The organism is Bacillus methanolicus, assembly GCF_028888695.1.
In the GTDB taxonomy this organism is placed as follows: domain Bacteria; phylum Bacillota; class Bacilli; order Bacillales; family Cytobacillaceae; genus Bacillus_Z; species Bacillus_Z methanolicus_B.
On record NZ_PNFF01000002.1, the window covers coordinates 654613 to 677675 of the forward strand.

The following is a 23063-nucleotide window of genomic DNA, read 5'->3' on the forward strand; positions in this document are numbered from 1 at the left end:
CAGTCTTTTATTGACATTGATATAGGTGCGTGGTAAATTTTTAAAGACGTAAAAGAGATTAGCAGGTGTGATAAATGAGGAAAAAAGTAGTTTTGGCCTGCGTTGAGTGCGGATCACGCAATTATTCAACGACCAGCAATAAAAAGACACAGACGGAGCGTCTGGAACTCAACAAATATTGCCGTACTTGCGGCAAGCAGACAATTCATCGCGAAACAAAATAAATTCCCTTTACAAGATAGATTTCTTCAGGTTATTCCCAGAAAAGTTGGAGGTTACGAAATGCAACGCATAGCTAATTTTTTCCGTGAGACAGCCCGTGAAATGAGAAAGGTAAGCTGGCCAAAACGTAAAGAATTAACACGCTACACGATCACAGTTTTAACTACAGTAACATTTTTCGCCTTGTTCTTCGCGATTATTGACTTAGGAATTTCTGAATTGATTCGATTTATTCTTGAATAATCCATGCAAAATAATGATATAATGGAAATTAATGTAGGAAATATTTACAAAAGCCCGGAAACGGGTTTTTTCATTTGCTCAAAAGTTAATTGTAGAAGTTCGTACATTTGAAAATATGATTTTAAAAGTACGGGGAGGGAAGGACGGTAAAGTCCTCATAAATGGAAAAAAATTGGTATGTCGTTCATACGTACTCTGGTTATGAAAACAAAGTAAGAGCGAACCTGGAAAAACGTGTAGAATCGATGGGAATGCAGGATAAAATTTTCCGGGTGATTGTTCCTGAAGAAGAAGAAACCGAAATTAAAAATGGAAAAAAGAAAGTGTTAAAGCGAAAGGTGTTCCCCGGCTATGTACTTGTCGAGCTTATCTTAACCGATGACTCTTGGTACGTTGTCCGCAATACTCCCGGCGTTACTGGTTTTGTCGGATCGGCAGGATCAGGATCCAAGCCGACACCGCTTCTCCCTGAGGAAGTAAACGCCATTTTAAAACGTATGGGTGTTGAAGAAAAACGCGTTGATATTGACTTTGAAATTGGCGAAATGGTTCAAGTGAAAGAAGGCCCGTTTGCCAACTTTACCGGCACGATCGAAGAAATTGATAAAGACAAAGCAAAAATTAAAGTTCTTGTCAACATGTTTGGCCGGGATACTCCGGTAGAACTTGATTTTTCACAAATTGATAAATTATAATCTGAAAAAACTTGAAATCATCTCGGAAAAATGATAATATTTCATAGGTCAGTATGTCTCGGACAATGAGACTGGACATTTGTCAAGTTCTTTATCTTTATATAAAGACTTCTATATGAGTGGGAGGGTATATCCCTATTACCACATCACGGACTTTAAGGAGGTGTGTCTCGTGGCTAAAAAAGTTATTAAGGTTGTTAAATTGCAAATCCCTGCTGGTAAAGCGAATCCAGCACCGCCGGTTGGTCCTGCGCTGGGTCAAGCTGGTGTTAACATTATGGGATTCTGTAAAGAGTTTAATGCTCGTACAGCTGATCAAGCTGGATTAATCATTCCTGTTGAAATTACGGTATTTGAAGACCGTTCTTTTACATTTATTACGAAAACTCCTCCTGCTGCTGTACTTCTTAAAGTTGCAGCTGGAATTCAGTCAGGTTCCGGTGAACCGAATCGTAATAAAGTAGCAACAATTAAGCGTGACAAAGTGCGCGAGATTGCTGAACAAAAAATGCCTGACCTAAATGCATCTAGCGTTGAGAGCGCAATGCGCATGGTCGAAGGTACTGCACGCAGCATGGGTATTGTTATCGAAGACTAATCCGTATTTGTCGGAAATGATTTGGTTTGAGGTTGCGACGATGAATTTGTTTCACTCGCAACCTTTATTCGTCCGGCTAAGGCGCTTAACAAGGCGCCTGTGCTTTTGTACGTGGGAGGTTATTCCGTTAAAACCACATTCAAGGAGGAAAATTAAAATGGTTAAAAGAGGTAAAAAGTATTTAGAAGCTGCAAAGCTTGTAGATCGTTCAAAAGCTTACACAATCGAAGAAGCGATCGATCTTGTAAAGAAAACAAGTACTGTAAAATTTGACGCAACTGTTGAGGTAGCATTCCGTCTTGGAGTCGACCCAAGGAAAGCGGATCAGCAAATCCGCGGTGCGGTAGTTCTTCCTAACGGTACTGGTAAAACTCAGCGTGTGCTTGTATTCGCGAAAGGTGAAAAAGCGAAAGAAGCAGAAGCTGCTGGTGCAGACTACGTAGGTGATTCTGAATACATCAACAAAATCAACCAAGGTTGGTTTGAGTTTGATGTAATCGTTGCTACACCTGACATGATGGGTGAAGTTGGTAAACTTGGACGTGTATTAGGACCTAAAGGCTTAATGCCAAACCCTAAAACAGGTACAGTTACTTTTGATGTTGAACGTGCAGTGAAAGAAATCAAAGCTGGTAAAGTTGAATACCGTGTTGACAAAGCTGGTAACATCCACGTTCCAATCGGTAAAACATCTTTCGAAAACGAAAAGCTTGTTGGAAACTTCAACACAATCTTTGATACAATCTTAAAAGCAAAACCAGCTGCTGCAAAAGGTACTTACATGAAGAACGTAGCTGTTACTTCAACAATGGGACCTGGAATCAAAGTTGATCCTTCTTCTGTTGCAGTAAAACAATAATGACAGTTGACAATCGGAGTCTTGATATATATAATTGACTCTGTTGTGAAAATAGAATAACATTTATACCGCAGACAGTAGGTGCCGAAAGGCTTAATTTCCTACCGAGGTAATACGATAGAATGAGTTAGTCCGTTAACAAAGCGGCTATTGTATACTACCTCCATGTCTGTGAAAAGATGTGGAGGTTTTTTATTGGTCGGTATGAATGTAGATAATCTACAGGAGGTGTAAGGATGAGCAGCGCAATCGAACAAAAGAAACAAATCGTACAAGAAATTGCTGAGAAGTTTAAAGCAAGCAAAACAACAATCGTTGTCGACTACCGCGGTCTTAACGTTGCTGAAGTAACTGAACTTCGCAAACAGCTTCGTGAAGCTGGCATTGACTTCAAAGTATACAAAAATACTTTAACTCGCCGTGCAGCTGAAGCTGTTGAACTTGCAGGCTTGAATGAAGCTTTAACTGGTCCGAACGCGATTGCTTTCAGCAACGAAGACGTTGTTGCTCCAGCGAAAATTTTAAACGAATTTGCGAAAAACCACGAAGCTCTTGAAATTAAAGCCGGTGTAATTGAAGGAAATATCGCAACAGTAGAAGAAATAAAAGCTCTTGCAGATCTACCATCCCGCGAAGGCTTGCTTTCTATGCTACTCAGCGTTCTTCAAGCACCTATCCGCAACTTTGCTCTTGCTGCAAAAGCTGTTGCAGACCAAAAAGAAGAGCAAGGCGCATAAGCTGAAGTTAGTGTTTGTCGGTTAAATAAAACAACAAATAAGGAGGAAATTTAAAATGACTAAAGAACAAATTATTGAAGCAGTTAAAAATATGACTGTTTTAGAATTAAACGAATTAGTAAAAGCAATTGAAGAAGAGTTCGGTGTAACTGCTGCTGCTCCTGTAGCTGTTGTGGGTGGCGCTGCTGGTGGCGAAGCTGCTGCTGAGAAAAGTGAATTTGACGTTGTTCTTGCATCTGCAGGCGACCAAAAAATCAAAGTTATCAAAGTTGTGCGTGAAATCACAGGTCTTGGCCTTAAAGAAGCAAAAGAACTTGTCGACAACACTCCAAAGCCTCTTAAAGAAGGCGTTTCTAAAGAAGAAGCTGAAGAAATCAAAGCTAAACTTGAAGAAGTTGGAGCTGGCGTTGAAGTTAAGTAATGAAAAAAAGCTCGCTGCATAAGCGGGCTTTTTGATTTGCAGGGAGCCGAATTTCAGATATAAAAGCGATTGTTTTGGTAAAACCGTGAATATTTCGATATAACCGCGATTATGCTTGTCGGGGCTAACCAAGGCGCTTGCGCTTTTCTATTTTTTTGCTTTTTTCTAATATATAGCATATAATACCGTTCATATAGCGATCCTCGAATCCCTCATTAGAAATCTCTCCATCGGAGGTGAACTTCGTGTCTGACCATTATTACTCCCGAACTCAAAATGTTGCAAGTGACCCGGTCTATTGGGACTATAAGCTTCGAAATCATATCTTTCGTTTTAAGACGGATAATGGTGTTTTTTCAAAAAGAGAAGTAGACTTTGGATCAAGGTTGTTGATAGAGACGTTTGCATTGCCTGAAGTAGAGGGAAATGTTTTGGATGTCGGTTGTGGTTATGGGCCAATTGGGCTTTCGATTGCAAAAAGCTTTGAAACCATCTCCGTTCATATGGTGGATGTAAATGAACGCGCCCTTGCTCTTGCTAAAGAGAATGCTCTTTTAAACAAAATTGATAATGTCGTCATTTATGAAAGTGACCGATTGACCGGTGTAAAAGAACACAATTTTGCGTCCATCGTCACAAATCCTCCGATTCGGGCGGGAAAAAAGATTGTTCATGATATATTTGAACAAAGTGTCAGCCATTTAAAACCCGGCGGAGAACTGTGGGTTGTCATTCAAAAAAAGCAGGGAGCTCCTTCGGCAATCGATAAGTTAAATGAAATCTTTGACGAAGTGGGCATCGTTGAAAAAAAGAAAGGTTATTTTGTAATCCGGGCAAAAAAATATTGACCAGCATAATATGCTATGTTAATATTATAAAATGCCAACAGAATATTCTCGGAATTATTGCTAATTTCAATGAGGTTTGTATAAAAATGGTTTTGTAAGGAAAAAATAACAAAATAATAGTTCTTGTTGTGAAAATGTGGTTTTTAATAAAAAACCCTTTTTCTTTTTGTCTTATGACAGGCTTGTCCTGGGTAAGACGTAAATAGATGCAATTATTACGCTTGATTTGAGGGGTGAATCAGTTGACAGGTCAACTAGTTCAGTATGGACGACACCGCCAACGAAGAAGTTATGCAAAAATCAGTGAAGTACTAGAATTACCAAATCTCATTGAAATCCAAACCTCTTCGTATCAATGGTTTCTTGATGAAGGTTTACGTGAAATGTTCCAGGACATTTCGCCGATTGAGGACTTTACTGGTAACTTATCGCTTGAGTTTATTGATTACAGCCTAGGCGAGCCGAAGTATTCCGTTGAGGAATCAAAGGAACGGGATGTTACATATTCAGCGCCTTTGCGTGTGAAAGTCCGTCTCGTTAACAAAGAAACAGGCGAAGTAAAAGACCAGGATGTTTTTATGGGAGACTTTCCTTTAATGACGGATACTGGAACGTTCGTTATTAACGGAGCAGAACGTGTTATTGTTTCTCAGCTTGTTCGTTCCCCAAGTGTATATTATAGCGAGAAAGTTGATAAGAACGGGAAGAAAGGTTTTACTGCAACCGTGATCCCGAACCGCGGCGCTTGGCTGGAGTATGAAACAGATGCCAAAGATGTCGTGTATGTAAGAATTGATCGTACGAGAAAGCTTCCTGTTACGGTGCTTTTGCGTGCTCTCGGATTTGGCTCTGATCAAGAAATCATTGAATTGATTGGAGATAACGAATATATCCGTAACACTCTGGAAAAGGACAATACAGAAAGTACTGAAAAGGCGCTGTTAGAAATTTATGAACGGCTTCGTCCGGGCGAACCGCCGACAGTAGAAAACGCTAAAAATTTGTTAATTTCCAGATTTTTTGATCCGAAGCGTTATGATTTAGCTAGCGTTGGCCGTTATAAGATTAATAAGAAGCTTCATATTAAAAACCGTCTATTCGGCCAGACTCTTGCTGAGACGTTGGTAGACCCTGAAACAGGCGAAATTATTGCTGAAAAAGGGACGACTCTAGACCGTCGTACATTAGACAGAATCATTCCAAATCTTGAAAAAAACATTGGTTTTGCGACTTTCAGCCCTGCAGGAGGAGTTGTTGAAGAAGACATTCATCTTCAAACGATTAAAATATATGCCCCAAATGAAGAAGGCGAGAAAGTAATCAATGTAATCGGTAATGCGTATGTAGAAGAACACATTAAAAATATCACTCCGGCAGATATTATCGCGTCGATCAGTTATTTCTTTAATTTGCTGCATGGTGTCGGAGATACTGATGACATTGACCATTTAGGAAACAGACGTCTCCGTTCTGTTGGAGAGCTGCTTCAAAACCAATTCAGAATAGGGTTGTCGCGGATGGAGCGAGTTGTCCGCGAAAGAATGTCGATTCAAGATACTGCGACGATTACGCCGCAGCAATTAATAAACATTCGTCCGGTTATCGCTTCTATTAAAGAATTTTTCGGAAGCTCCCAGTTGTCCCAGTTTATGGACCAGACAAACCCGCTTGCAGAATTAACGCATAAACGCCGTCTTTCTGCATTGGGACCTGGAGGTTTAACTCGTGAACGTGCGGGCTTTGAGGTTCGGGATGTTCACTATTCCCACTATGGCCGTATGTGTCCGATTGAAACACCTGAAGGTCCGAACATTGGTTTGATCAACTCCTTGTCAACATATGCAAAGGTGAACCGTTTTGGTTTTATCGAAACTCCTTACCGCCGTGTTGATCCGGAAACCGGAAAAGTAACCAACCAGATTGATTACTTGACGGCTGATGAAGAAGATAACTATGTGGTTGCCCAGGCAAATGCCCGCCTTGGAGAAGACGGTTCCTTCCTTGATGAGGAAGTTGTAGCTCGTTTCCGCGGTGAGAACACAGTCGTAAAGCGCGACCGTGTCGATTACATGGATGTATCGCCTAAACAGGTTGTTTCAGCTGCAACAGCATGTATTCCATTCCTTGAAAACGACGACTCAAACCGTGCGCTTATGGGTGCGAACATGCAGCGTCAGGCAGTGCCGTTATTGCAGCCTGAAGCGCCGATTGTTGGTACTGGCATGGAATATGTATCTGCAAAAGATTCCGGGGCGGCAGTTATTTGTAAACACGATGGAATCGTAGAACATGTAGAAGCCCGCGAAATTTGGGTGCGCCGTGTTAAAGAAGTCGATGGCCAAGAAGTTAAAGGCGACTTAGACAAATACAGATTGTTAAAGTTTGTTCGATCCAACCAAGGAACTTGCTATAATCAGCGTCCGATTGTCAAAGTCGGCGACCGTGTTGTGAAAGGCGAAATTTTAGCGGACGGTCCTTCTATGGAGAAAGGCGAACTGGCACTTGGACGAAATGTACTCGTAGCATTTATGACATGGGACGGTTACAACTACGAGGACGCAATTATCATGAGCGAGCGTCTTGTAAAAGACGATGTCTATACTTCTATTCATATTGAAGAATATGAATCAGAATCTCGCGATACCAAGCTTGGTCCTGAGGAAATTACACGTGATATTCCTAACGTCGGTGAAGATGCCCTCCGCAACCTTGACGAGCGAGGTATTGTCCGCATCGGAGCAGAAGTAAAAGATGGAGACCTTCTTGTTGGAAAAGTAACGCCAAAAGGGGTTACAGAACTAACTGCAGAAGAGCGTCTTTTACACGCGATCTTCGGTGAAAAAGCTCGTGAGGTCCGCGATACATCGTTGAGAGTGCCTCATGGCGGCGGCGGAATTGTCTTAGATGTAAAAGTCTTTAATCGTGAAGACGGAGACGAGCTTCCTCCGGGTGTAAACCAGCTTGTTCGCGTATATATTGTTCAAAAACGTAAAATCTCCGAAGGAGATAAAATGGCGGGGCGCCACGGTAACAAAGGTGTTATTTCCCGCATTCTTCCTGAAGAAGATATGCCGTTCCTTCCGGATGGAACACCTGTCGATATTATGTTAAACCCATTGGGAGTTCCATCTCGTATGAACATCGGTCAAGTGTTCGAGCTCCATCTTGGTATGGCGGCAAGAGCGCTTGGAATTCACGTTGCTTCGCCGGTATTTGACGGAGCGAATGAGGAAGATGTCTGGTCGACAATCGAGGAAGCCGGCATGGCACCTGATGCGAAGACCGTTTTATATGACGGACGGACTGGAGAGCCATTTGATAACCGAGTTTCCGTTGGTGTCATGTATATGATCAAATTGGCGCACATGGTTGACGATAAGCTTCATGCTCGTTCAACCGGGCCATACTCGCTTGTTACGCAGCAGCCGCTTGGCGGAAAAGCACAATTCGGCGGACAGCGTTTCGGAGAGATGGAGGTTTGGGCACTTGAAGCATACGGAGCTGCCTATACACTCCAAGAAATCCTTACCGTTAAATCGGACGATGTTGTCGGTCGCGTAAAAACGTATGAAGCAATTGTTAAAGGTGAAAATGTACCGGAGCCTGGAGTTCCTGAATCATTCAAAGTATTAATCAAAGAACTTCAAAGCTTAGGTATGGATGTCAAAATCCTTTCAAGTGATGAAGAAGAAATTGAAATGCGCGATCTGGAAGATGAAGAAGAACTTCAACAGGCCGAATCATTTACGATTGCACCGGAGCTTGAAAAATCCGAATCAGAAAAAGTAGGAACAAAAGAATAACGTTAAAAAAGATATTCAAAAGTGCCGCTGTCAGTCCCTGAACAACGCGTGCCCTTGAGAAAGATGTTGTTTTCTTTCAAAGGGCCGCCAAGGGACCAGGCATGTCGGCTGGACAATGAAGCAATAAGGGTAAAACCTGTAGATCAAAAGGGAGGTAGGCCCCTTGCTAGATGTGAACAATTTTGAGTATATGAAAATAGGTCTCGCTTCACCTGATAAAATCCGTTCTTGGTCATATGGTGAAGTAAAAAAACCTGAAACGATCAACTATCGTACTTTAAAACCAGAAAAAGATGGTCTTTTCTGTGAACGTATCTTCGGCCCTCAAAAAGACTGGGAATGCCATTGCGGAAAATATAAAAGAGTCCGCTACAAAGGTGTTGTCTGTGATCGATGCGGCGTTGAAGTTACTCGTGCAAAAGTACGCCGTGAACGCATGGGGCATATTGAATTAGCTGCGCCGGTATCCCATATCTGGTACTTTAAAGGGATTCCGAGCCGAATGGGGCTTGTTCTTGATATGTCCCCGCGTGCTCTTGAAGAAGTTATTTATTTTGCTTCTTATGTCGTTACTGAACCAGGTGACACTCCATTAGAAAAGAAGCAACTTTTATCAGAAAAAGAATACCGCGCATACCGCGAAAAGTACGGAAATAAATTCCAGGCTTCAATGGGTGCGGAAGCGATTAAAAAACTTCTTCAAGATATTGATCTTGAAAAAGAAGTTGAGATCTTAAAAGAAGAACTAAGAACTGCTCAAGGACAGCGCCGCACTCGTGCAATTAAGCGCCTCGAGGTGCTTGAAGCATTCCGTAATTCCGGAAATGAACCGTCCTGGATGATTCTTGATGTTCTTCCGGTTATTCCTCCGGAGCTTCGTCCGATGGTTCAGCTGGACGGAGGACGCTTTGCGACTTCAGATCTTAACGATTTGTACAGACGGGTTATTAACCGGAACAATCGTTTAAAACGATTATTAGATCTTGGAGCTCCAAGCATTATTGTTCAGAACGAAAAACGTATGCTTCAAGAAGCGGTCGACGCATTAATAGATAATGGACGCCGCGGCCGTCCTGTAACCGGACCGGGAAACCGTCCGTTGAAATCACTTTCCCACATGCTTAAAGGGAAACAGGGCCGTTTCCGCCAAAACTTGCTTGGTAAGCGTGTAGACTATTCAGGTCGTTCTGTTATCGTAGTTGGTCCAAACCTTAAAATGTACCAATGCGGACTTCCGAAAGAAATGGCGCTTGAACTGTTCAAGCCATTTGTGATGAAGGAGCTTGTTGAAAAAGGTTTAGCCCATAATATTAAATCTGCTAAACGAAAAATTGAAAGAGTTCAGCCTGAAGTGTGGGATGTTTTAGAAGAAGTCATTAAAGAACACCCTGTTCTTCTAAACCGTGCCCCTACTTTGCACAGACTTGGAATTCAAGCGTTTGAGCCAACGCTCGTAGAAGGCCGGGCCATCCGTTTGCATCCGCTCGTATGTACTGCTTATAACGCAGACTTTGACGGCGACCAAATGGCGGTTCACGTGCCGCTTTCAGCAGAAGCTCAAGCAGAAGCACGTCTACTAATGCTTGCTGCCCAAAACATTCTAAACCCTAAAGATGGTAAACCGGTTGTTACACCTTCTCAGGACATGGTATTAGGCAACTATTACTTGACATTGGAAAGAGCAGGAGCAGAAGGCGAAGGAATGGTATTCAAAGATACAAATGAAGCATTGCTTGCCTATCAAAACGGCTATGTTCATTTGCATACACGCATTGCCATTCATGCCGGCTCACTAAACAATCCGACATTTACGGAAGAACAAAACAAAAAATTGCTTGTAACAACAGTTGGTAAATTAATCTTTAATGAAATTTTACCTGCATCATTCCCTTACATTAACGAACCTACAAAGACAAATCTTGAGGAAAAAACACCTGAGAAATACTTTGTAGATCCGGGAACAGATGTAAAGGCATTGATCAAAGAAATGCCGCTGGTTGAACCATTTAAGAAGAAAATCCTCGGAAGTATCATTGCGGAAGTATTTAAACGGTACAAGATCACTGAAACTTCTAAAATGCTTGACCGCATGAAGGACCTTGGATTTAAATATTCTACGAAAGCCGGTATTACGGTTGGTGTTGCTGACATTGTCGTATTGGGCGAAAAGAAAGAAATCATCGATGAAGCCGAAAGAAAAGTCGACAATGTGATAAAGCAATTCAGACGCGGCTTAATCACGGAAGACGAGCGCTATGACCGAGTAATCTCGATTTGGAGTTCTGCAAAAGATACCATTCAGGCAAAACTTATGAAATCATTGGATAAAATGAATCCAATCTTTATGATGAGTGATTCCGGTGCCCGCGGTAACGCGTCGAACTTTACGCAGTTAGCCGGTATGCGCGGACTCATGGCCAACCCGGCAGGACGGATTATTGAATTGCCGATTAAAGCTAGTTTCCGTGAAGGTTTAACCGTATTAGAATATTTCATATCAACACACGGTGCCCGTAAAGGTCTTGCAGATACGGCTCTTAAAACAGCAGATTCCGGCTATCTAACACGCCGTCTTGTTGACGTAGCGCAGGATGTAATCGTTCGGGAAGATGATTGCGGCACAGACCGGGGATTATTAGTAAGAGCTTTAACGGATGGAACAGAAGTGATCGAACCGCTCGAGGAACGCTTAATCGGGCGATATGCAAGAAAAGCGGTAAGACATCCGGAAACTAACGAGGTTATTGTACCTGAGAACGGATTAATTACGGAAGATCTGGCAAATGAAATTGTCCAAGCAAACATAGAAGAAGTATGGATTCGTTCAGCCTTCACATGTAACACAAGACACGGTGTATGTAAAAAATGCTACGGCCGCAACTTAGCTACCGGCCAGGAAGTGGAAGTAGGCGAAGCAGTCGGTATCATTGCTGCTCAATCAATCGGTGAGCCGGGTACACAGTTAACTATGCGTACTTTCCATACCGGCGGGGTTGCTGGAGATGATATTACTCAAGGTTTACCTCGTATCCAGGAGTTGTTTGAAGCACGAAACCCGAAAGGTCAAGCTGTTATTTCTGAAATTGACGGTGTCGTTGTTGGAATTAACGAAGGACGTGACCGCCAGCACGAAATTGTCATCCAGGGTGAAGTGGAAACCCGCACATACACAGCACCATATACAGCGCGCTTAAAAGTAGATGTAAATGATCGTGTTGAGCGCGGCCAGGAGTTAACCGAAGGTTCGGTCGATCCGAAAGAATTACTAAAAGTAAAAGACGTATCTGCCGTACAAGAATACTTGCTTCGTGAAGTTCAAAAGGTATATCGTATGCAAGGGGTAGAAATCGGCGACAAGCACATTGAAGTTATGGTTAGACAAATGCTTCGTAAAGTGCGTGTGATCGATGCCGGTGAAACAGATGTATTACCAGGTACTCTGCTTGATATTCATCAATTTAGAGATGCCAACGAAAAAGCCCTTCTTGAAGGAAAACTTCCGGCTACCGGACGCCCTGTGCTGCTCGGTATTACGAAAGCATCCTTGGAAACAGATTCGTTCTTGTCTGCAGCATCCTTCCAGGAAACAACAAGAGTACTTACAGATGCTGCAATCAAAGGCAAACGCGATGAATTACTTGGCTTAAAAGAAAATGTTATCATCGGTAAGTTAGTTCCAGCTGGTACAGGAATGCAACGTTATCGTAAAGCAAAACCAATCTTAAAGGATGAAACTGCAGAAGCTCCTATTACAGTTGAGTAGATGTTCTTTAAAAATGCGGTACTTGCCTGTGAAAACAACATGCAAGTACCGTATTTTTAATAAAGTTTTTATGAAACAGCGAGACTCCGGAATAAATTTTTTCATTGGTATTGACATCGCTATTTTGAGATGCTAATATAGCAAAGGTGCTTCAATTACCTGTTACTTTGGAGGATATATATGTCTTATGAAAAAGTATCACAGGCAAGAAACATTGTTGTAGGAACAAAGCAATCGGTGAAAGCTCTTAAATCCGGGATCGTAATGGAACTAGTAATTGCCAATGATGCTGATCCTAACCTGACGGCAAAGGCTGTCGATGTCGCAAAGGAAATGAATGTTCCGATAACCCGCGTTGACTCAATGAAAAAACTCGGGAAAGCATGCGGGATTGAAGTTGGAGCTGCCACTGTAGCAATTATCCGTTAAAAACTGTTTTTGCAGGCGAAAACTGCAAAGACTTTGTTTTTGTAAAAAAATGAACCACCTGGATGTGTGGGCTTAAATGAAAATGTGAAGGGAGGAAAATTACATGCCTACAATTAACCAATTAGTGCGTAAGCCTCGTAAATCAGTAGCAGAAAAATCAAAATCACCTGCACTTAACAAAGGCTACAACAGCTTTAAAAAGGTGCAAACAAACGTATATTCACCACAAAAACGCGGTGTATGTACACGTGTTGGTACAATGACTCCGAAAAAACCGAACTCAGCGCTTCGTAAATATGCTCGTGTTCGTTTAACAAACGGAATCGAGGTAACAGCATACATTCCTGGTATCGGTCACAACTTGCAAGAACACAGCGTTGTTCTTATCCGTGGCGGACGTGTAAAAGACTTGCCGGGGGTACGTTACCATATCGTACGCGGTGCGCTTGACACGGCTGGTGTTAACAACCGTATGCAAGGTCGTTCAAAATACGGTACGAAAAAACCTAAAGCAGCCAAAAAATAATTTTAATTGAAAACAGATTCGTTGAAAGGAGGAAAATACATGCCACGTAAAGGACCTGTAGCAAAAAGAGATGTATTGCCAGATCCGATTTACAACTCTAAGTTAGTTACTCGTCTAATCAATAAAATGATGATTGACGGTAAAAGAGGTAAAGCACAAACAATTCTTTACTCAGCATTTGATATTATCCGCGAACGTACTGGTAAAGATCCAATGGAAGTGTTTGAACAAGCACTTAAAAACATCATGCCAGTATTAGAAGTAAGAGCACGCCGTGTAGGTGGTGCCAACTACCAAGTTCCAGTTGAGGTGCGTCCTGACCGCCGTACAACTCTTGGGCTTCGCTGGTTAGTAAACTACGCTCGTCTACGCGGAGAAAAAACAATGGAAGAGCGTTTAGCTAACGAAATTCTTGATGCAGCAAACAACACTGGCGCTGCTGTTAAAAAACGGGAAGATACACACAAAATGGCAGAAGCAAACAAAGCGTTTGCTCACTATCGTTGGTAATCTAACCTTCAATTATAAAACACACTCATATAAGGAAGGAGAAAGACCCAATGGCAAGAGAGTTCTCCTTAGAAAAGACTCGAAATATCGGCATCATGGCCCACATTGATGCTGGTAAAACAACAACAACCGAGCGTATCCTTTACTATACCGGTAAAATCCATAAGATCGGCGAAACTCATGAAGGTGCGGCTCAAATGGACTGGATGGAACAAGAGCAAGAGCGCGGTATTACAATCACTTCCGCAGCGACAACTGCTCAATGGAAAAACCATCGCGTTAACATCATTGATACACCGGGACACGTAGACTTCACGGTTGAAGTTGAACGTTCTCTTCGTGTACTTGATGGTGCGGTAACAGTTCTTGATGCTCAATCCGGTGTTGAGCCTCAAACTGAAACAGTTTGGCGCCAGGCGACAACTTATGGGGTACCGCGTATCGTATTTGTTAACAAAATGGATAAAATCGGTGCGGACTTCTTATATTCCGTTAAAACTCTTCATGATCGCCTTCAGGCAAATGCTCATCCAATTCAGCTTCCAATCGGTGCTGAAGACCAATTCGAAGGAATTATCGACCTTGTAGAAATGAATGCAACTTTCTACGGTAATGACCTTGGAACAGACATTTCGGTTCAAGAAATTCCTGAAGAATACAGAGCACAAGCTGAAGAATACCGTGAAAAATTAATTGAAGCGGTAGCAGAGCTTGATGAAGAGCTAATGGAAAAATACCTTGGCGGAGAAGAGATTACAAATGATGAGTTAAAAGCTGCGATCCGCAAGGGAACAATCAACGTTGAATTCTTCCCTGTTCTTTGCGGCTCCGCATTTAAGAACAAGGGTGTTCAAAAAATGCTTGATGCAGTAATTGACTATCTTCCATCTCCAGTTGATATACCTGCAATCAAAGGTGTTAATCCTGAAACAGAGGAAGAAGTTACTCGTCCTTCAAGCGACGATGAACCATTTTCTGCTCTTGCATTCAAAGTTATGACCGACCCGTATGTTGGTAAATTAACATTCTTCCGCGTTTATTCTGGTACATTAAGCTCTGGTTCTTATGTACAAAACTCTACAAAGAGAAAACGCGAACGTATCGGACGAATTCTGCAAATGCATGCGAACCACCGCGAAGAGATTTCAATGGTTTACGCAGGGGACATCGCAGCTGCAGTAGGTTTGAAAGATACAACTACAGGTGACACGCTTTGTGATGATAAAAACCCTGTCATCTTAGAATCTATGCAATTCCCTGAACCGGTAATCCAGCTTTCTGTAGAGCCTAAGTCAAAAGCAGACCAAGACAAAATGTCTACTGCTTTACAGAAGCTTCAAGAAGAGGATCCGACTTTCAGAGCGCACACAGATCCTGAAACAGGGCAAACAATTATCGCTGGTATGGGTGAGCTTCACTTAGATATCATCGTTGACCGTATGCGCCGTGAATTCAAGGTTGAAGCGAATGTAGGTGCACCTCAGGTAGCCTATCGTGAAACTTTCCGCAAGAGTGCGCAAGTTGAAGGTAAATTTGCTCGTCAATCCGGTGGACGCGGACAATACGGACACGTTTGGATTGAATTCTCACCAAATGAAGAAGGAAAAGGATTTGAATTTGAAAACGCGATCGTTGGTGGTGTAGTTCCTCGTGAATACATCCCTGCAGTACAAGCAGGACTTGAAGACGCTCTTCAAAAAGGTGTACTTGCAGGCTATCCGATGGTTGACATTAAAGCAAAACTATTTGACGGATCCTACCATGATGTTGACTCCAGTGAAATGGCGTTCAAAATTGCTGCTTCTTTGGCACTTAAAAACGCAGCAGCAAAATGTGACCCTGTACTACTTGAACCAATCATGAGAGTAGAAGTAGTGATTCCGGAAGAGTACATGGGAGATATCATGGGAGGCATTACCGCCCGCCGCGGCCGTGTAGAAGGTATGGAAGCGCGCGGTAACGCTCAAGTAGTCCGTGCAATGGTTCCACTTTCAGAAATGTTTGGTTACGCTACTTCGCTACGTTCCAGTACACAAGGACGCGGAGTATTCACAATGCATTTTGACCACTATGAAGAAGTGCCAAAATCAATCGCTGATGAAATCATCAAAAAAAATAAAGGCGAATAATTGATTTTAGTCTTTTAATCAAGTATAACTACTTATGTAAGCTTGGTTGCTGCGAATTAGGGCAACCTATTCGCAGCCCATTTATATACCTAAAATTTTTTATAACCAAAGGAGGATTTTCCTAATGGCAAAAGCTAAATTCGACCGTTCTAAGCCACACGTGAACGTTGGTACAATTGGTCACGTTGACCATGGTAAAACTACTTTAACAGCTGCAATCACTACAGTTCTTGCGAAAGCTGGCGGTGCTGAAGCTCGTGGATACGATCAAATCGACAATGCTCCAGAAGAGCGTGAACGCGGTATCACAATTTCAACTTCTCACGTTGAGTATGAAACTGAAAACCGTCACTATGCACACGTAGACTGCCCAGGACACGCTGACTACGTTAAAAACATGATCACTGGTGCTGCTCAAATGGACGGCGCTATCCTTGTTGTATCAGCTGCTGACGGTCCAATGCCACAAACTCGTGAGCACATTCTTCTTTCTCGTCAAGTAGGTGTGCCATACCTTGTTGTATTCTTAAACAAATGTGACATGGTAGACGACGAAGAACTTCTTGAATTAGTAGAAATGGAAGTACGCGACCTTCTTTCTGAGTACGAATTCCCTGGTGATGAAGTACCAGTAATCAAAGGTTCTGCTCTTAAAGCTCTTGAAGGCGACCCAGCTTGGGAAGAAAAAATCGTTGAGCTTATGAACGCAGTTGATGAGTACATTCCAACTCCAGAACGTGATACTGACAAACCATTCATGATGCCAGTTGAAGACGTATTCTCTATCACTGGTCGTGGTACAGTTGCTACTGGACGTGTAGAACGCGGACAAGTTAAAGTCGGTGACGTTGTTGAAATCATCGGTTTAACTGAAGAACCAAAATCTACTACTGTAACAGGTGTAGAAATGTTCCGTAAACTTCTTGATTACGCTGAAGCTGGTGACAACATCGGTGCTCTTCTTCGCGGTATCGCTCGTGAAGAAGTACAACGCGGTCAAGTATTAGCAAAACCAGGTTCAATCACTCCGCACACAAAATTTAAAGCTGAAGTTTACGTATTATCAAAAGAAGAAGGTGGCCGTCATACACCATTCTTCTCTAACTACCGCCCTCAGTTCTACTTCCGTACAACTGACGTAACTGGAATCATTACTCTTCCAGAAGGCGTAGAAATGGTTATGCCTGGCGACAACGTTGAAATGAGCGTTGAACTTATCGCTCCAATCGCAATCGAAGAAGGAACTAAATTCTCTATTCGTGAAGGTGGACGTACAGTAGGCGCCGGCGTTGTTTCCACTATTGTTGAGTAATATAAAAATATATGAAAGCAGATGGATGACAATCCATCTGCTTTTTTAATTTTATATAATTCAGCAGAAAACGTGCATGAGTTTTATCTCCCGACCCTAACATGGAAATAGCTTTCATAATAAAACAGAACCAACATAATAAGGCGGTGTGAGCGAAGCCAAGTTCTAAATAATTACAAAGCTAAACAAGTATCTTGCTAAAGATAAGTTGACATTTCTATCTTTGTTAGCGTAGCTCCGCCCCTTATCCACAGAAAACAAGTTCTTATTGAAAAAGTTATATTGTGTCGCTATAATTGAAAAGGTGTGTAAAGCATAAAGATTTTTTAAGAAAATCTTGCGTTCACTTTATGTTTTCGGTATAATAGACAGCGTTGGTCTTTGACTGCGATGAAGTGGAAGGTTGCTGACACACCCGGCCGCTTTGCCATGGCGAGTGTGTGGGAAATTTCCACGGAGAATGTCTATTTTAAAATAGGCGAAAAGGAGGGAAAATAATGGCAAAACAAAAAATTCGTATTCGATTAAAAGCTTATGATCACCGAATCCTTGATCAATCTGCAGAGAAAATTGTAGAAACAGCAAAACGTTCCGGTGCGGCTGTATCCGGTCCGATCCCGCTTCCGACTGAAAAATCTGTTTACACAATTCTTCGTGCGGTGCATAAGTACAAAGATTCTCGTGAACAATTCGAGATGCGCACACACAAACGTCTAATCGACATCATCAATCCAACTCCACAAACAGTTGATTCGTTAATGCGTTTAGATTTGCCATCAGGCGTTGATATTGAAATAAAACTTTAATGAAATAAACAATGAAGAAATTAGGAGGTGTGACTGAAATGACCAAAGGAATCTTAGGAAGAAAGATCGGTATGACTCAAGTGTTTGCTGAAAACGGTGACCTTATCCCTGTGACAGTTGTTGAAGCAGCTCCAAACGTAGTTCTTCAAAAGAAATCTGTCGAAACTGACGGCTACGAAGCTATTCAGCTAGGATTTGAAGACAAGCGAGAAAAGCTTGCGAACAAACCGGAAAAAGGACACGCTGCCAAAGCAAATACTGCTCCTAAGCGCTTCATTCGCGAATTCCGCGGAGTTGACTTAGCCGAGTATGAAGTTGGTCAAGAAGTCAAAGTTGATATTTTTGCAGAAGGAGATCTTGTTGATGTAACAGGAATCTCGAAAGGTAAAGGTTTCCAAGGTGCGATCAAGCGCCACGGACAATCTCGCGGACCTATGTCTCACGGTTCTCGCTACCATCGTCGTCCTGGTTCAATGGGACCTGTCGCTCCAAACCGTGTATTCAAGAGTAAAGCATTACCTGGACGCATGGGCGGAGAGAAAGTTACTGTTCAAAACCTGCAAATTGTTAAGGTTGACGCAGAGCGCAACTTGCTTTTAATCAAAGGCAACGTACCAGGCCCTAGAAAAGGACTTGTTAAAATTAAAAGCGCGGTTAAAGCAAAGTAATAAACCAGAAAGGAGGAAAAAAGAATGCCGAAAGTAGCATTATTTAACCAAAACGGTTCACAAGTTGGTGAAATCGAACTAAACGACGCCGTTTTTGGTATCGAGCCTAATAAACACGTATTATTTGAAGCTGTTGTTATGCAAAGAGCTTCTTTACGTCAAGGAACTCATAAAACAAAAATTCGTTCTGAAGTATCTGGCGGTGGCCGCAAGCCGTGGCGCCAAAAAGGAACGGGACGTGCTCGCCAAGGTTCCATTCGTTCTCCACAATGGCGCGGTGGCGGTACTGTGTTCGGTCCTGTGCCACGCAGCTACAGCTACAAGCTACCTAAAAAAGTTCGCCGCTTAGCAATCAAATCAGCATTATCTTCTAAAGTATTAGAAGAAAATATTTTAGTATTAGAAAACCTTGCTTTCGAAACTCCAAAAACAAAAGACTTTAAAGGTGTATTAAAGAATCTTTCTGTTGATTCAAAAGCGCTTGTCGTTACAGCTGATCTGGATGAAAATGTCGCATTATCTGCTCGAAACATCCCTGGTGTAACTGTCGTGACAGCAAATGGAATCAACGTGTTGGATGTTTTAAATCATGATAAATTAATCATGACGAAAGCAGCGGTTGAAAAAGTAGAGGAGGTGCTTGCATAATGGATGCACGTGAAGTCATTAAGCGCCCCGTAATCACTGAACGTTCAACTGATCTAATGGCTGATAAAAAATACACTTTTGAAGTGGATGTAAGAGCTAACAAAACTCAAGTAAAAGACGCTGTTGAAGAAATTTTCGGCGTTAAAGTTGAAAAAGTAAATATCATGAACTATAAAGGGAAGTTCAAGCGAATGGGTAAATTCGGCGGCTATACAAATAAACGCCGCAAAGCCATCGTAAAGCTCACTGAAGACAGCAAAGAAATCGAATTATTCGAAGTATAATATTTTGATTAGAAGAGGAGGGAATTAAAATGGCGATTAAAAAGTATAAACCTACCTCCAATGGTCGTCGCGGCATGACGGTTTTAGATTTTTCTGAAATCACCACTGACAAGCCGGAAAAATCCTTGCTTGCTCCTTTAAAAAGAAAAGGCGGCCGCAACAACCAAGGTAAGTTAACTGTTCGTCATCAAGGTGGCGGTCATAAGCGTCAATACCGTATCATCGATTTTAAACGTGACAAAGACGGCATTCCAGGACGCGTTGCCACTATCGAATACGATCCAAACCGTTCTGCAAATATTGCATTAATTAACTATGTTGATGGAGAAAAGCGTTACATCATTGCCCCTAAAAACCTTGAAGTAGGTATGGAAATCATGTCTGGACCAGAAGCAGACATTAAAGTAGGCAACGCACTTCCATTAGCAAACATTCCTGTAGGTACAGTTATCCACAACATCGAATTAAAGCCTGGTAAAGGCGGTCAATTAGTACGTTCAGCTGGTACTTCTGCACAAGTTCTTGGTAAGGAAGGAAAATACGTACTTGTTCGCTTAAACTCTGGCGAAGTACGCATGATCCTTGCTACTTGCCGTGCTTCCATCGGTCAAGTCGGCAACGAACAGCACGAACTAATTAACATTGGTAAAGCCGGACGTTCTCGTTGGTTAGGTAAACGCCCAACTGTTCGCGGTTCTGTAATGAACCCTAACGATCACCCACACGGCGGTGGTGAAGGACGTGCGCCAATCGGACGTAAGTCTCCAATGACTCCTTGGGGTAAACCAACTCTTGGTTACAAAACTCGCAAGAAGAAAAACAAATCTGATAAATTCATCGTACGTCGTCGTAAAAAATAACGGGATTGAACTACGGTTCATTCAACGAACCGTAGAGCAATCACGAAGGGAGGTTCAATTATGGGTCGCAGCTTAAAAAAAGGACCTTTTGTTGATGAGCATTTAATGAAAAAGATCGAAAAATTAAATGAAACGGATAAAAAACAAGTGATAAAAACTTGGTCGCGCCGTTCAACGATCTTCCCGCAATTCATCGGACACACAATCGCTGTCTATGACGGTCGCAAACATGTTCCTGTATACATTACTGAAGATATGGTAGGCCACAAGCTAGGAGAGTTTGCTCCAACTCGCACTTACAAAGGCCACGCAAGTGACGATAAGAAAACAAGACGTTAATGAGAGGAGGGCATTTAGATGCAAGCTAAAGCTGTTGCAAGAACAGTTCGTATTGCTCCTCGTAAAGCTCGTTTAGTTGTTGACCTAATTCGAGGAAAGCAAGTTGGTGAAGCGGTAGCAATTTTAAAACACACTCCAAAAGCTGCTTCTCCGATCGTAGAAAAAGTATTGAAATCTGCAGTTGCTAATGCAGAACATAACTACGAAATGGACGTAAATAATCTCGTTATATCTCAGGCTTACGTAAACGAAGGACCGACTTTAAAACGTTTCCGTCCTCGTGCAATGGGCCGTGCAAGCCAAATTAACAAACGTACAAGTCACATTACAATCGTTTTATCAGAGAAGAAGGAGGGATAATCAGTGGGTCAAAAAGTAAATCCTGTCGGTTTGCGTATCGGGATCATCCGTGACTGGGAATCCAAATGGTACGCAGGAAAAGACTATGCTGATCTTTTACACGAAGACCTTAAAGTACGTGAATACATCACGAAGCGTTTAAGCGATGCTTCTGTTTCTAAAGTAGAAATTGAACGTGCTGCAAACCGTTTAAATATTACTATCCACACTGCAAAGCCTGGCATGGTAATTGGTAAAGGCGGTACAGAAGTTGAAGCTCTTCGCAAGGCGCTTAACAATCTTACAGGTAAACGAGTACACATCAATATCCTTGAAATCAAGAAAGCTGATATTGACGCTAAATTAGTTGCTGAAAATATTGCTCGTCAATTAGAAAATCGCGTGTCATTCCGACGTGCACAAAAACAAGCTATTCAACGTGCAATGCGCGCTGGAGCAAAAGGTATTAAAACAATGGTATCTGGTCGTTTAGGCGGTGCCGACATCGCCCGTTCTGAGCACTACAGCGAAGGAACAGTTCCACTTCATACTCTTCGTGCCGACATCGACTATGGAACAGCTGAAGCCGATACAACATACGGCAAGCTTGGCGTAAAAGTATGGATCTATCGTGGAGAAGTCCTTCCTGCAAAGAAGAAAACTGAGGAAGGAGGCAATTAATTATGTTAATGCCAAAACGTGTTAAGTTCCGCCGTGAACACCGCGGGAAAATGCGGGGACGAGCTAAAGGCGGTACAGAAGTACATTTCGGTGAATTCGGTTTACAAGCTACTGAAGCTGGTTGGATTACAAACCGTCAAATCGAAGCTGCACGTATTGCCATGACACGTTACATGAAACGTGGCGGTAAAGTTTGGATTAAAATCTTCCCTTATAAACCTTACACTGCAAAACCTCTAGAGGTCCGCATGGGTTCCGGTAAAGGTGCTCCTGAAGGATGGGTTGCAGTAGTAAAGCCGGGGAAAGTGATGTTCGAAGTTGCAGGTGTATCTGAAGAAATCGCTCGCGAAGCTCTACGCCTTGCATCACACAAACTTCCAGTGAAATGTAAGTTTGTAAAACGAGAAGAAATTGGTGGTGAATCTAATGAAAGCTAATGAAATTCGTGAACTTACCACTGCCGAAATTGAACAAAAAGTAAAATCTTTAAAAGAAGAGCTTTTCAACCTGCGCTTTCAATTAGCGACTGGTCAACTTGAAAATACAGCACGTATCCGTGAAGTACGCAAACAGATTGCTCGTATGAAAACAGTTATTCGTGAAAGAGAGATCGGTGTTAACAATCGTTAAATCCTTGAGAGGAGGTTCGCACAATGAGTGAACGCAACCAACGCAAAGTTTACACAGGACGCGTTGTTTCTGACAAGATGGATAAAACGATCACAGTTCTTGTAGAGACATACAAAAAGCATCCTCTTTACGGTAAACGCGTGAAATACTCTAAGAAGTTCAAAGCTCATGATGAGCAAAACCAAGCGAAAGTCGGCGATATCGTACGCATTATGGAAACTCGCCCTCTTTCAGCCACAAAACGCTTCCGTTTAGTTGAAGTAGTAGAAAAAGCTGTTATTATTTAATTGTTCGGATTAAGGTTGATTCCGAAGGGAGGTTACACTCATGATTCAACAAGAATCACGTTTAAAAGTTGCTGACAACTCTGGTGCTCGTGAAGTACTTACTATTAAAGTTCTTGGTGGCTCCGGCCGTAAAACTGCTAATATCGGAGATATTATTGTTTGTACTGTCAAACAAGCAACACCAGGTGGCGTTGTTAAAAAAGGCGATGTTGTAAAAGCGGTTGTAGTTCGCACAAAACGCGGCGTGCGTCGCAATGACGGCACATACATCCGTTTCGATGAAAACGCATGCGTGATTATCCGTGAAGATAAGAGCCCTCGCGGAACTCGTATCTTCGGACCAGTTGCCCGTGAACTTCGCGACAACAACTTTATGAAAATCGTATCTTTAGCTCCAGAAGTACTATAATTTAAATTCTATGCCTT

27 protein-coding genes and 1 other annotated feature are annotated in these 23063 nt (G+C 42.2%); all 27 genes read left to right on the plus strand.

Annotated features, from left to right (window positions below; translation table 11 throughout):
- Window positions 1-74 precede the first annotated feature (74 nt).
- Complete coding sequence (gene rpmG, locus C0966_RS14805; protein WP_274856491.1) at window positions 75-224, plus strand: 50S ribosomal protein L33; 150 nt, start codon at window positions 75-77, stop codon at window positions 222-224.
- 58 nt (window positions 225-282) lie between these two features.
- Window positions 283-465 (plus strand): preprotein translocase subunit SecE, encoded by a 183-nt coding sequence (gene secE / locus C0966_RS14810; RefSeq protein WP_274856492.1) that lies wholly within the window; start codon window positions 283-285, stop codon window positions 463-465.
- Between the two features lie 161 nt (window positions 466-626).
- On the plus strand, window positions 627-1160 hold the full coding sequence (nusG, locus tag C0966_RS14815) for a transcription termination/antitermination protein NusG (protein WP_274856493.1): 534 nt from the start codon (window positions 627-629) through the stop codon (window positions 1158-1160).
- Window positions 1161-1332: 172 nt separating this feature from the next.
- Window positions 1333-1758, plus strand: coding sequence for a 50S ribosomal protein L11 (gene rplK / locus C0966_RS14820; protein ID WP_003348644.1), 426 nt, complete (start codon window positions 1333-1335; stop codon window positions 1756-1758).
- A gap of 157 nt (window positions 1759-1915) precedes the next feature.
- Window positions 1916-2617 (plus strand): 50S ribosomal protein L1, encoded by a 702-nt coding sequence (rplA, locus tag C0966_RS14825; RefSeq protein ID WP_274856494.1) that lies wholly within the window; start codon window positions 1916-1918, stop codon window positions 2615-2617.
- A 50-nt stretch (window positions 2618-2667) separates the two neighbouring features.
- Window positions 2668-2820, plus strand: a sequence feature (ribosomal protein L10 leader region).
- 33 nt (window positions 2821-2853) lie between these two features.
- Window positions 2854-3354 (plus strand): 50S ribosomal protein L10, encoded by a 501-nt coding sequence (gene rplJ, locus C0966_RS14830; protein ID WP_274856495.1) that lies wholly within the window; start codon window positions 2854-2856, stop codon window positions 3352-3354.
- Window positions 3355-3409: 55 nt separating this feature from the next.
- The gene (rplL, locus tag C0966_RS14835; RefSeq protein WP_274856496.1) at window positions 3410-3775 is read left to right on the plus strand and encodes a 50S ribosomal protein L7/L12; all 366 of its coding nucleotides are present in this window, start codon (window positions 3410-3412) and stop codon (window positions 3773-3775) included.
- 245 nt (window positions 3776-4020) lie between these two features.
- Window positions 4021-4623 (plus strand): class I SAM-dependent methyltransferase, encoded by a 603-nt coding sequence (locus tag C0966_RS14840; protein ID WP_274856497.1) that lies wholly within the window; start codon window positions 4021-4023, stop codon window positions 4621-4623.
- Between the two features lie 242 nt (window positions 4624-4865).
- Window positions 4866-8426, plus strand: coding sequence for a DNA-directed RNA polymerase subunit beta (rpoB, locus tag C0966_RS14845; RefSeq protein WP_274856498.1), 3561 nt, complete (start codon window positions 4866-4868; stop codon window positions 8424-8426).
- A gap of 163 nt (window positions 8427-8589) precedes the next feature.
- Window positions 8590-12189 (plus strand): DNA-directed RNA polymerase subunit beta', encoded by a 3600-nt coding sequence (gene rpoC, locus C0966_RS14850; protein ID WP_274856499.1) that lies wholly within the window; start codon window positions 8590-8592, stop codon window positions 12187-12189.
- A gap of 180 nt (window positions 12190-12369) precedes the next feature.
- On the plus strand, window positions 12370-12618 hold the full coding sequence (locus C0966_RS14855) for a 50S ribosomal protein L7ae-like protein (protein WP_274856500.1): 249 nt from the start codon (window positions 12370-12372) through the stop codon (window positions 12616-12618).
- Window positions 12619-12721: 103 nt separating this feature from the next.
- Window positions 12722-13144: a 30S ribosomal protein S12 gene (gene rpsL / locus C0966_RS14860; RefSeq protein WP_274856501.1), complete on the plus strand. Its 423-nt coding sequence runs from the start codon at window positions 12722-12724 to the stop codon at window positions 13142-13144.
- Window positions 13145-13183: 39 nt separating this feature from the next.
- Window positions 13184-13654 (plus strand): 30S ribosomal protein S7, encoded by a 471-nt coding sequence (gene rpsG, locus C0966_RS14865; protein WP_274856502.1) that lies wholly within the window; start codon window positions 13184-13186, stop codon window positions 13652-13654.
- 50 nt (window positions 13655-13704) lie between these two features.
- A complete protein-coding gene (gene fusA / locus C0966_RS14870; RefSeq protein WP_274856503.1) occupies window positions 13705-15783 on the plus strand; it encodes an elongation factor G in 2079 nt (692 codons plus the stop codon).
- Window positions 15784-15907: 124 nt separating this feature from the next.
- Window positions 15908-17095 (plus strand): elongation factor Tu, encoded by a 1188-nt coding sequence (gene tuf / locus C0966_RS14875; protein ID WP_274856504.1) that lies wholly within the window; start codon window positions 15908-15910, stop codon window positions 17093-17095.
- Window positions 17096-17592: 497 nt separating this feature from the next.
- Entirely contained in the window at window positions 17593-17901 is a 309-nt protein-coding gene (gene rpsJ, locus C0966_RS14880) for a 30S ribosomal protein S10 (protein ID WP_003348621.1), read from the plus strand.
- 38 nt (window positions 17902-17939) lie between these two features.
- Complete coding sequence (gene rplC, locus C0966_RS14885; RefSeq protein WP_274856505.1) at window positions 17940-18569, plus strand: 50S ribosomal protein L3; 630 nt, start codon at window positions 17940-17942, stop codon at window positions 18567-18569.
- A gap of 24 nt (window positions 18570-18593) precedes the next feature.
- Window positions 18594-19217 carry a 50S ribosomal protein L4 gene (gene rplD, locus C0966_RS14890; RefSeq protein ID WP_274856506.1) on the plus strand — a complete coding sequence of 208 codons (624 nt, stop codon included), beginning with the start codon at window positions 18594-18596 and terminating at the stop codon, window positions 19215-19217.
- Complete coding sequence (rplW, locus tag C0966_RS14895; RefSeq protein ID WP_274856849.1) at window positions 19214-19501, plus strand: 50S ribosomal protein L23; 288 nt, start codon at window positions 19214-19216, stop codon at window positions 19499-19501. The genes rplD and rplW overlap by 4 nt, the downstream gene beginning before the upstream one ends.
- A 29-nt stretch (window positions 19502-19530) precedes the next feature.
- On the plus strand, window positions 19531-20361 hold the full coding sequence (rplB, locus tag C0966_RS14900) for a 50S ribosomal protein L2 (RefSeq protein WP_274856507.1): 831 nt from the start codon (window positions 19531-19533) through the stop codon (window positions 20359-20361).
- Window positions 20362-20421: 60 nt separating this feature from the next.
- Window positions 20422-20700 carry a 30S ribosomal protein S19 gene (rpsS, locus tag C0966_RS14905; protein ID WP_274856508.1) on the plus strand — a complete coding sequence of 93 codons (279 nt, stop codon included), beginning with the start codon at window positions 20422-20424 and terminating at the stop codon, window positions 20698-20700.
- A gap of 18 nt (window positions 20701-20718) precedes the next feature.
- The gene (gene rplV / locus C0966_RS14910; protein WP_274856509.1) at window positions 20719-21060 is read left to right on the plus strand and encodes a 50S ribosomal protein L22; all 342 of its coding nucleotides are present in this window, start codon (window positions 20719-20721) and stop codon (window positions 21058-21060) included.
- Between the two features lie 3 nt (window positions 21061-21063).
- A complete protein-coding gene (gene rpsC, locus C0966_RS14915) occupies window positions 21064-21720 on the plus strand; it encodes a 30S ribosomal protein S3 (RefSeq protein ID WP_274856510.1) in 657 nt (218 codons plus the stop codon).
- 2 nt (window positions 21721-21722) lie between these two features.
- Window positions 21723-22157, plus strand: coding sequence for a 50S ribosomal protein L16 (rplP, locus tag C0966_RS14920; RefSeq protein ID WP_274856511.1), 435 nt, complete (start codon window positions 21723-21725; stop codon window positions 22155-22157).
- Window positions 22147-22350 carry a 50S ribosomal protein L29 gene (gene rpmC / locus C0966_RS14925; RefSeq protein WP_274856512.1) on the plus strand — a complete coding sequence of 68 codons (204 nt, stop codon included), beginning with the start codon at window positions 22147-22149 and terminating at the stop codon, window positions 22348-22350. The genes rplP and rpmC overlap by 11 nt, the downstream gene beginning before the upstream one ends.
- Window positions 22351-22373: 23 nt before the next feature.
- Window positions 22374-22637, plus strand: coding sequence for a 30S ribosomal protein S17 (gene rpsQ / locus C0966_RS14930; RefSeq protein WP_003348607.1), 264 nt, complete (start codon window positions 22374-22376; stop codon window positions 22635-22637).
- A 40-nt stretch (window positions 22638-22677) separates the two neighbouring features.
- The gene (gene rplN / locus C0966_RS14935; RefSeq protein ID WP_274856513.1) at window positions 22678-23046 is read left to right on the plus strand and encodes a 50S ribosomal protein L14; all 369 of its coding nucleotides are present in this window, start codon (window positions 22678-22680) and stop codon (window positions 23044-23046) included.
- Window positions 23047-23063 lie beyond the last annotated feature (17 nt).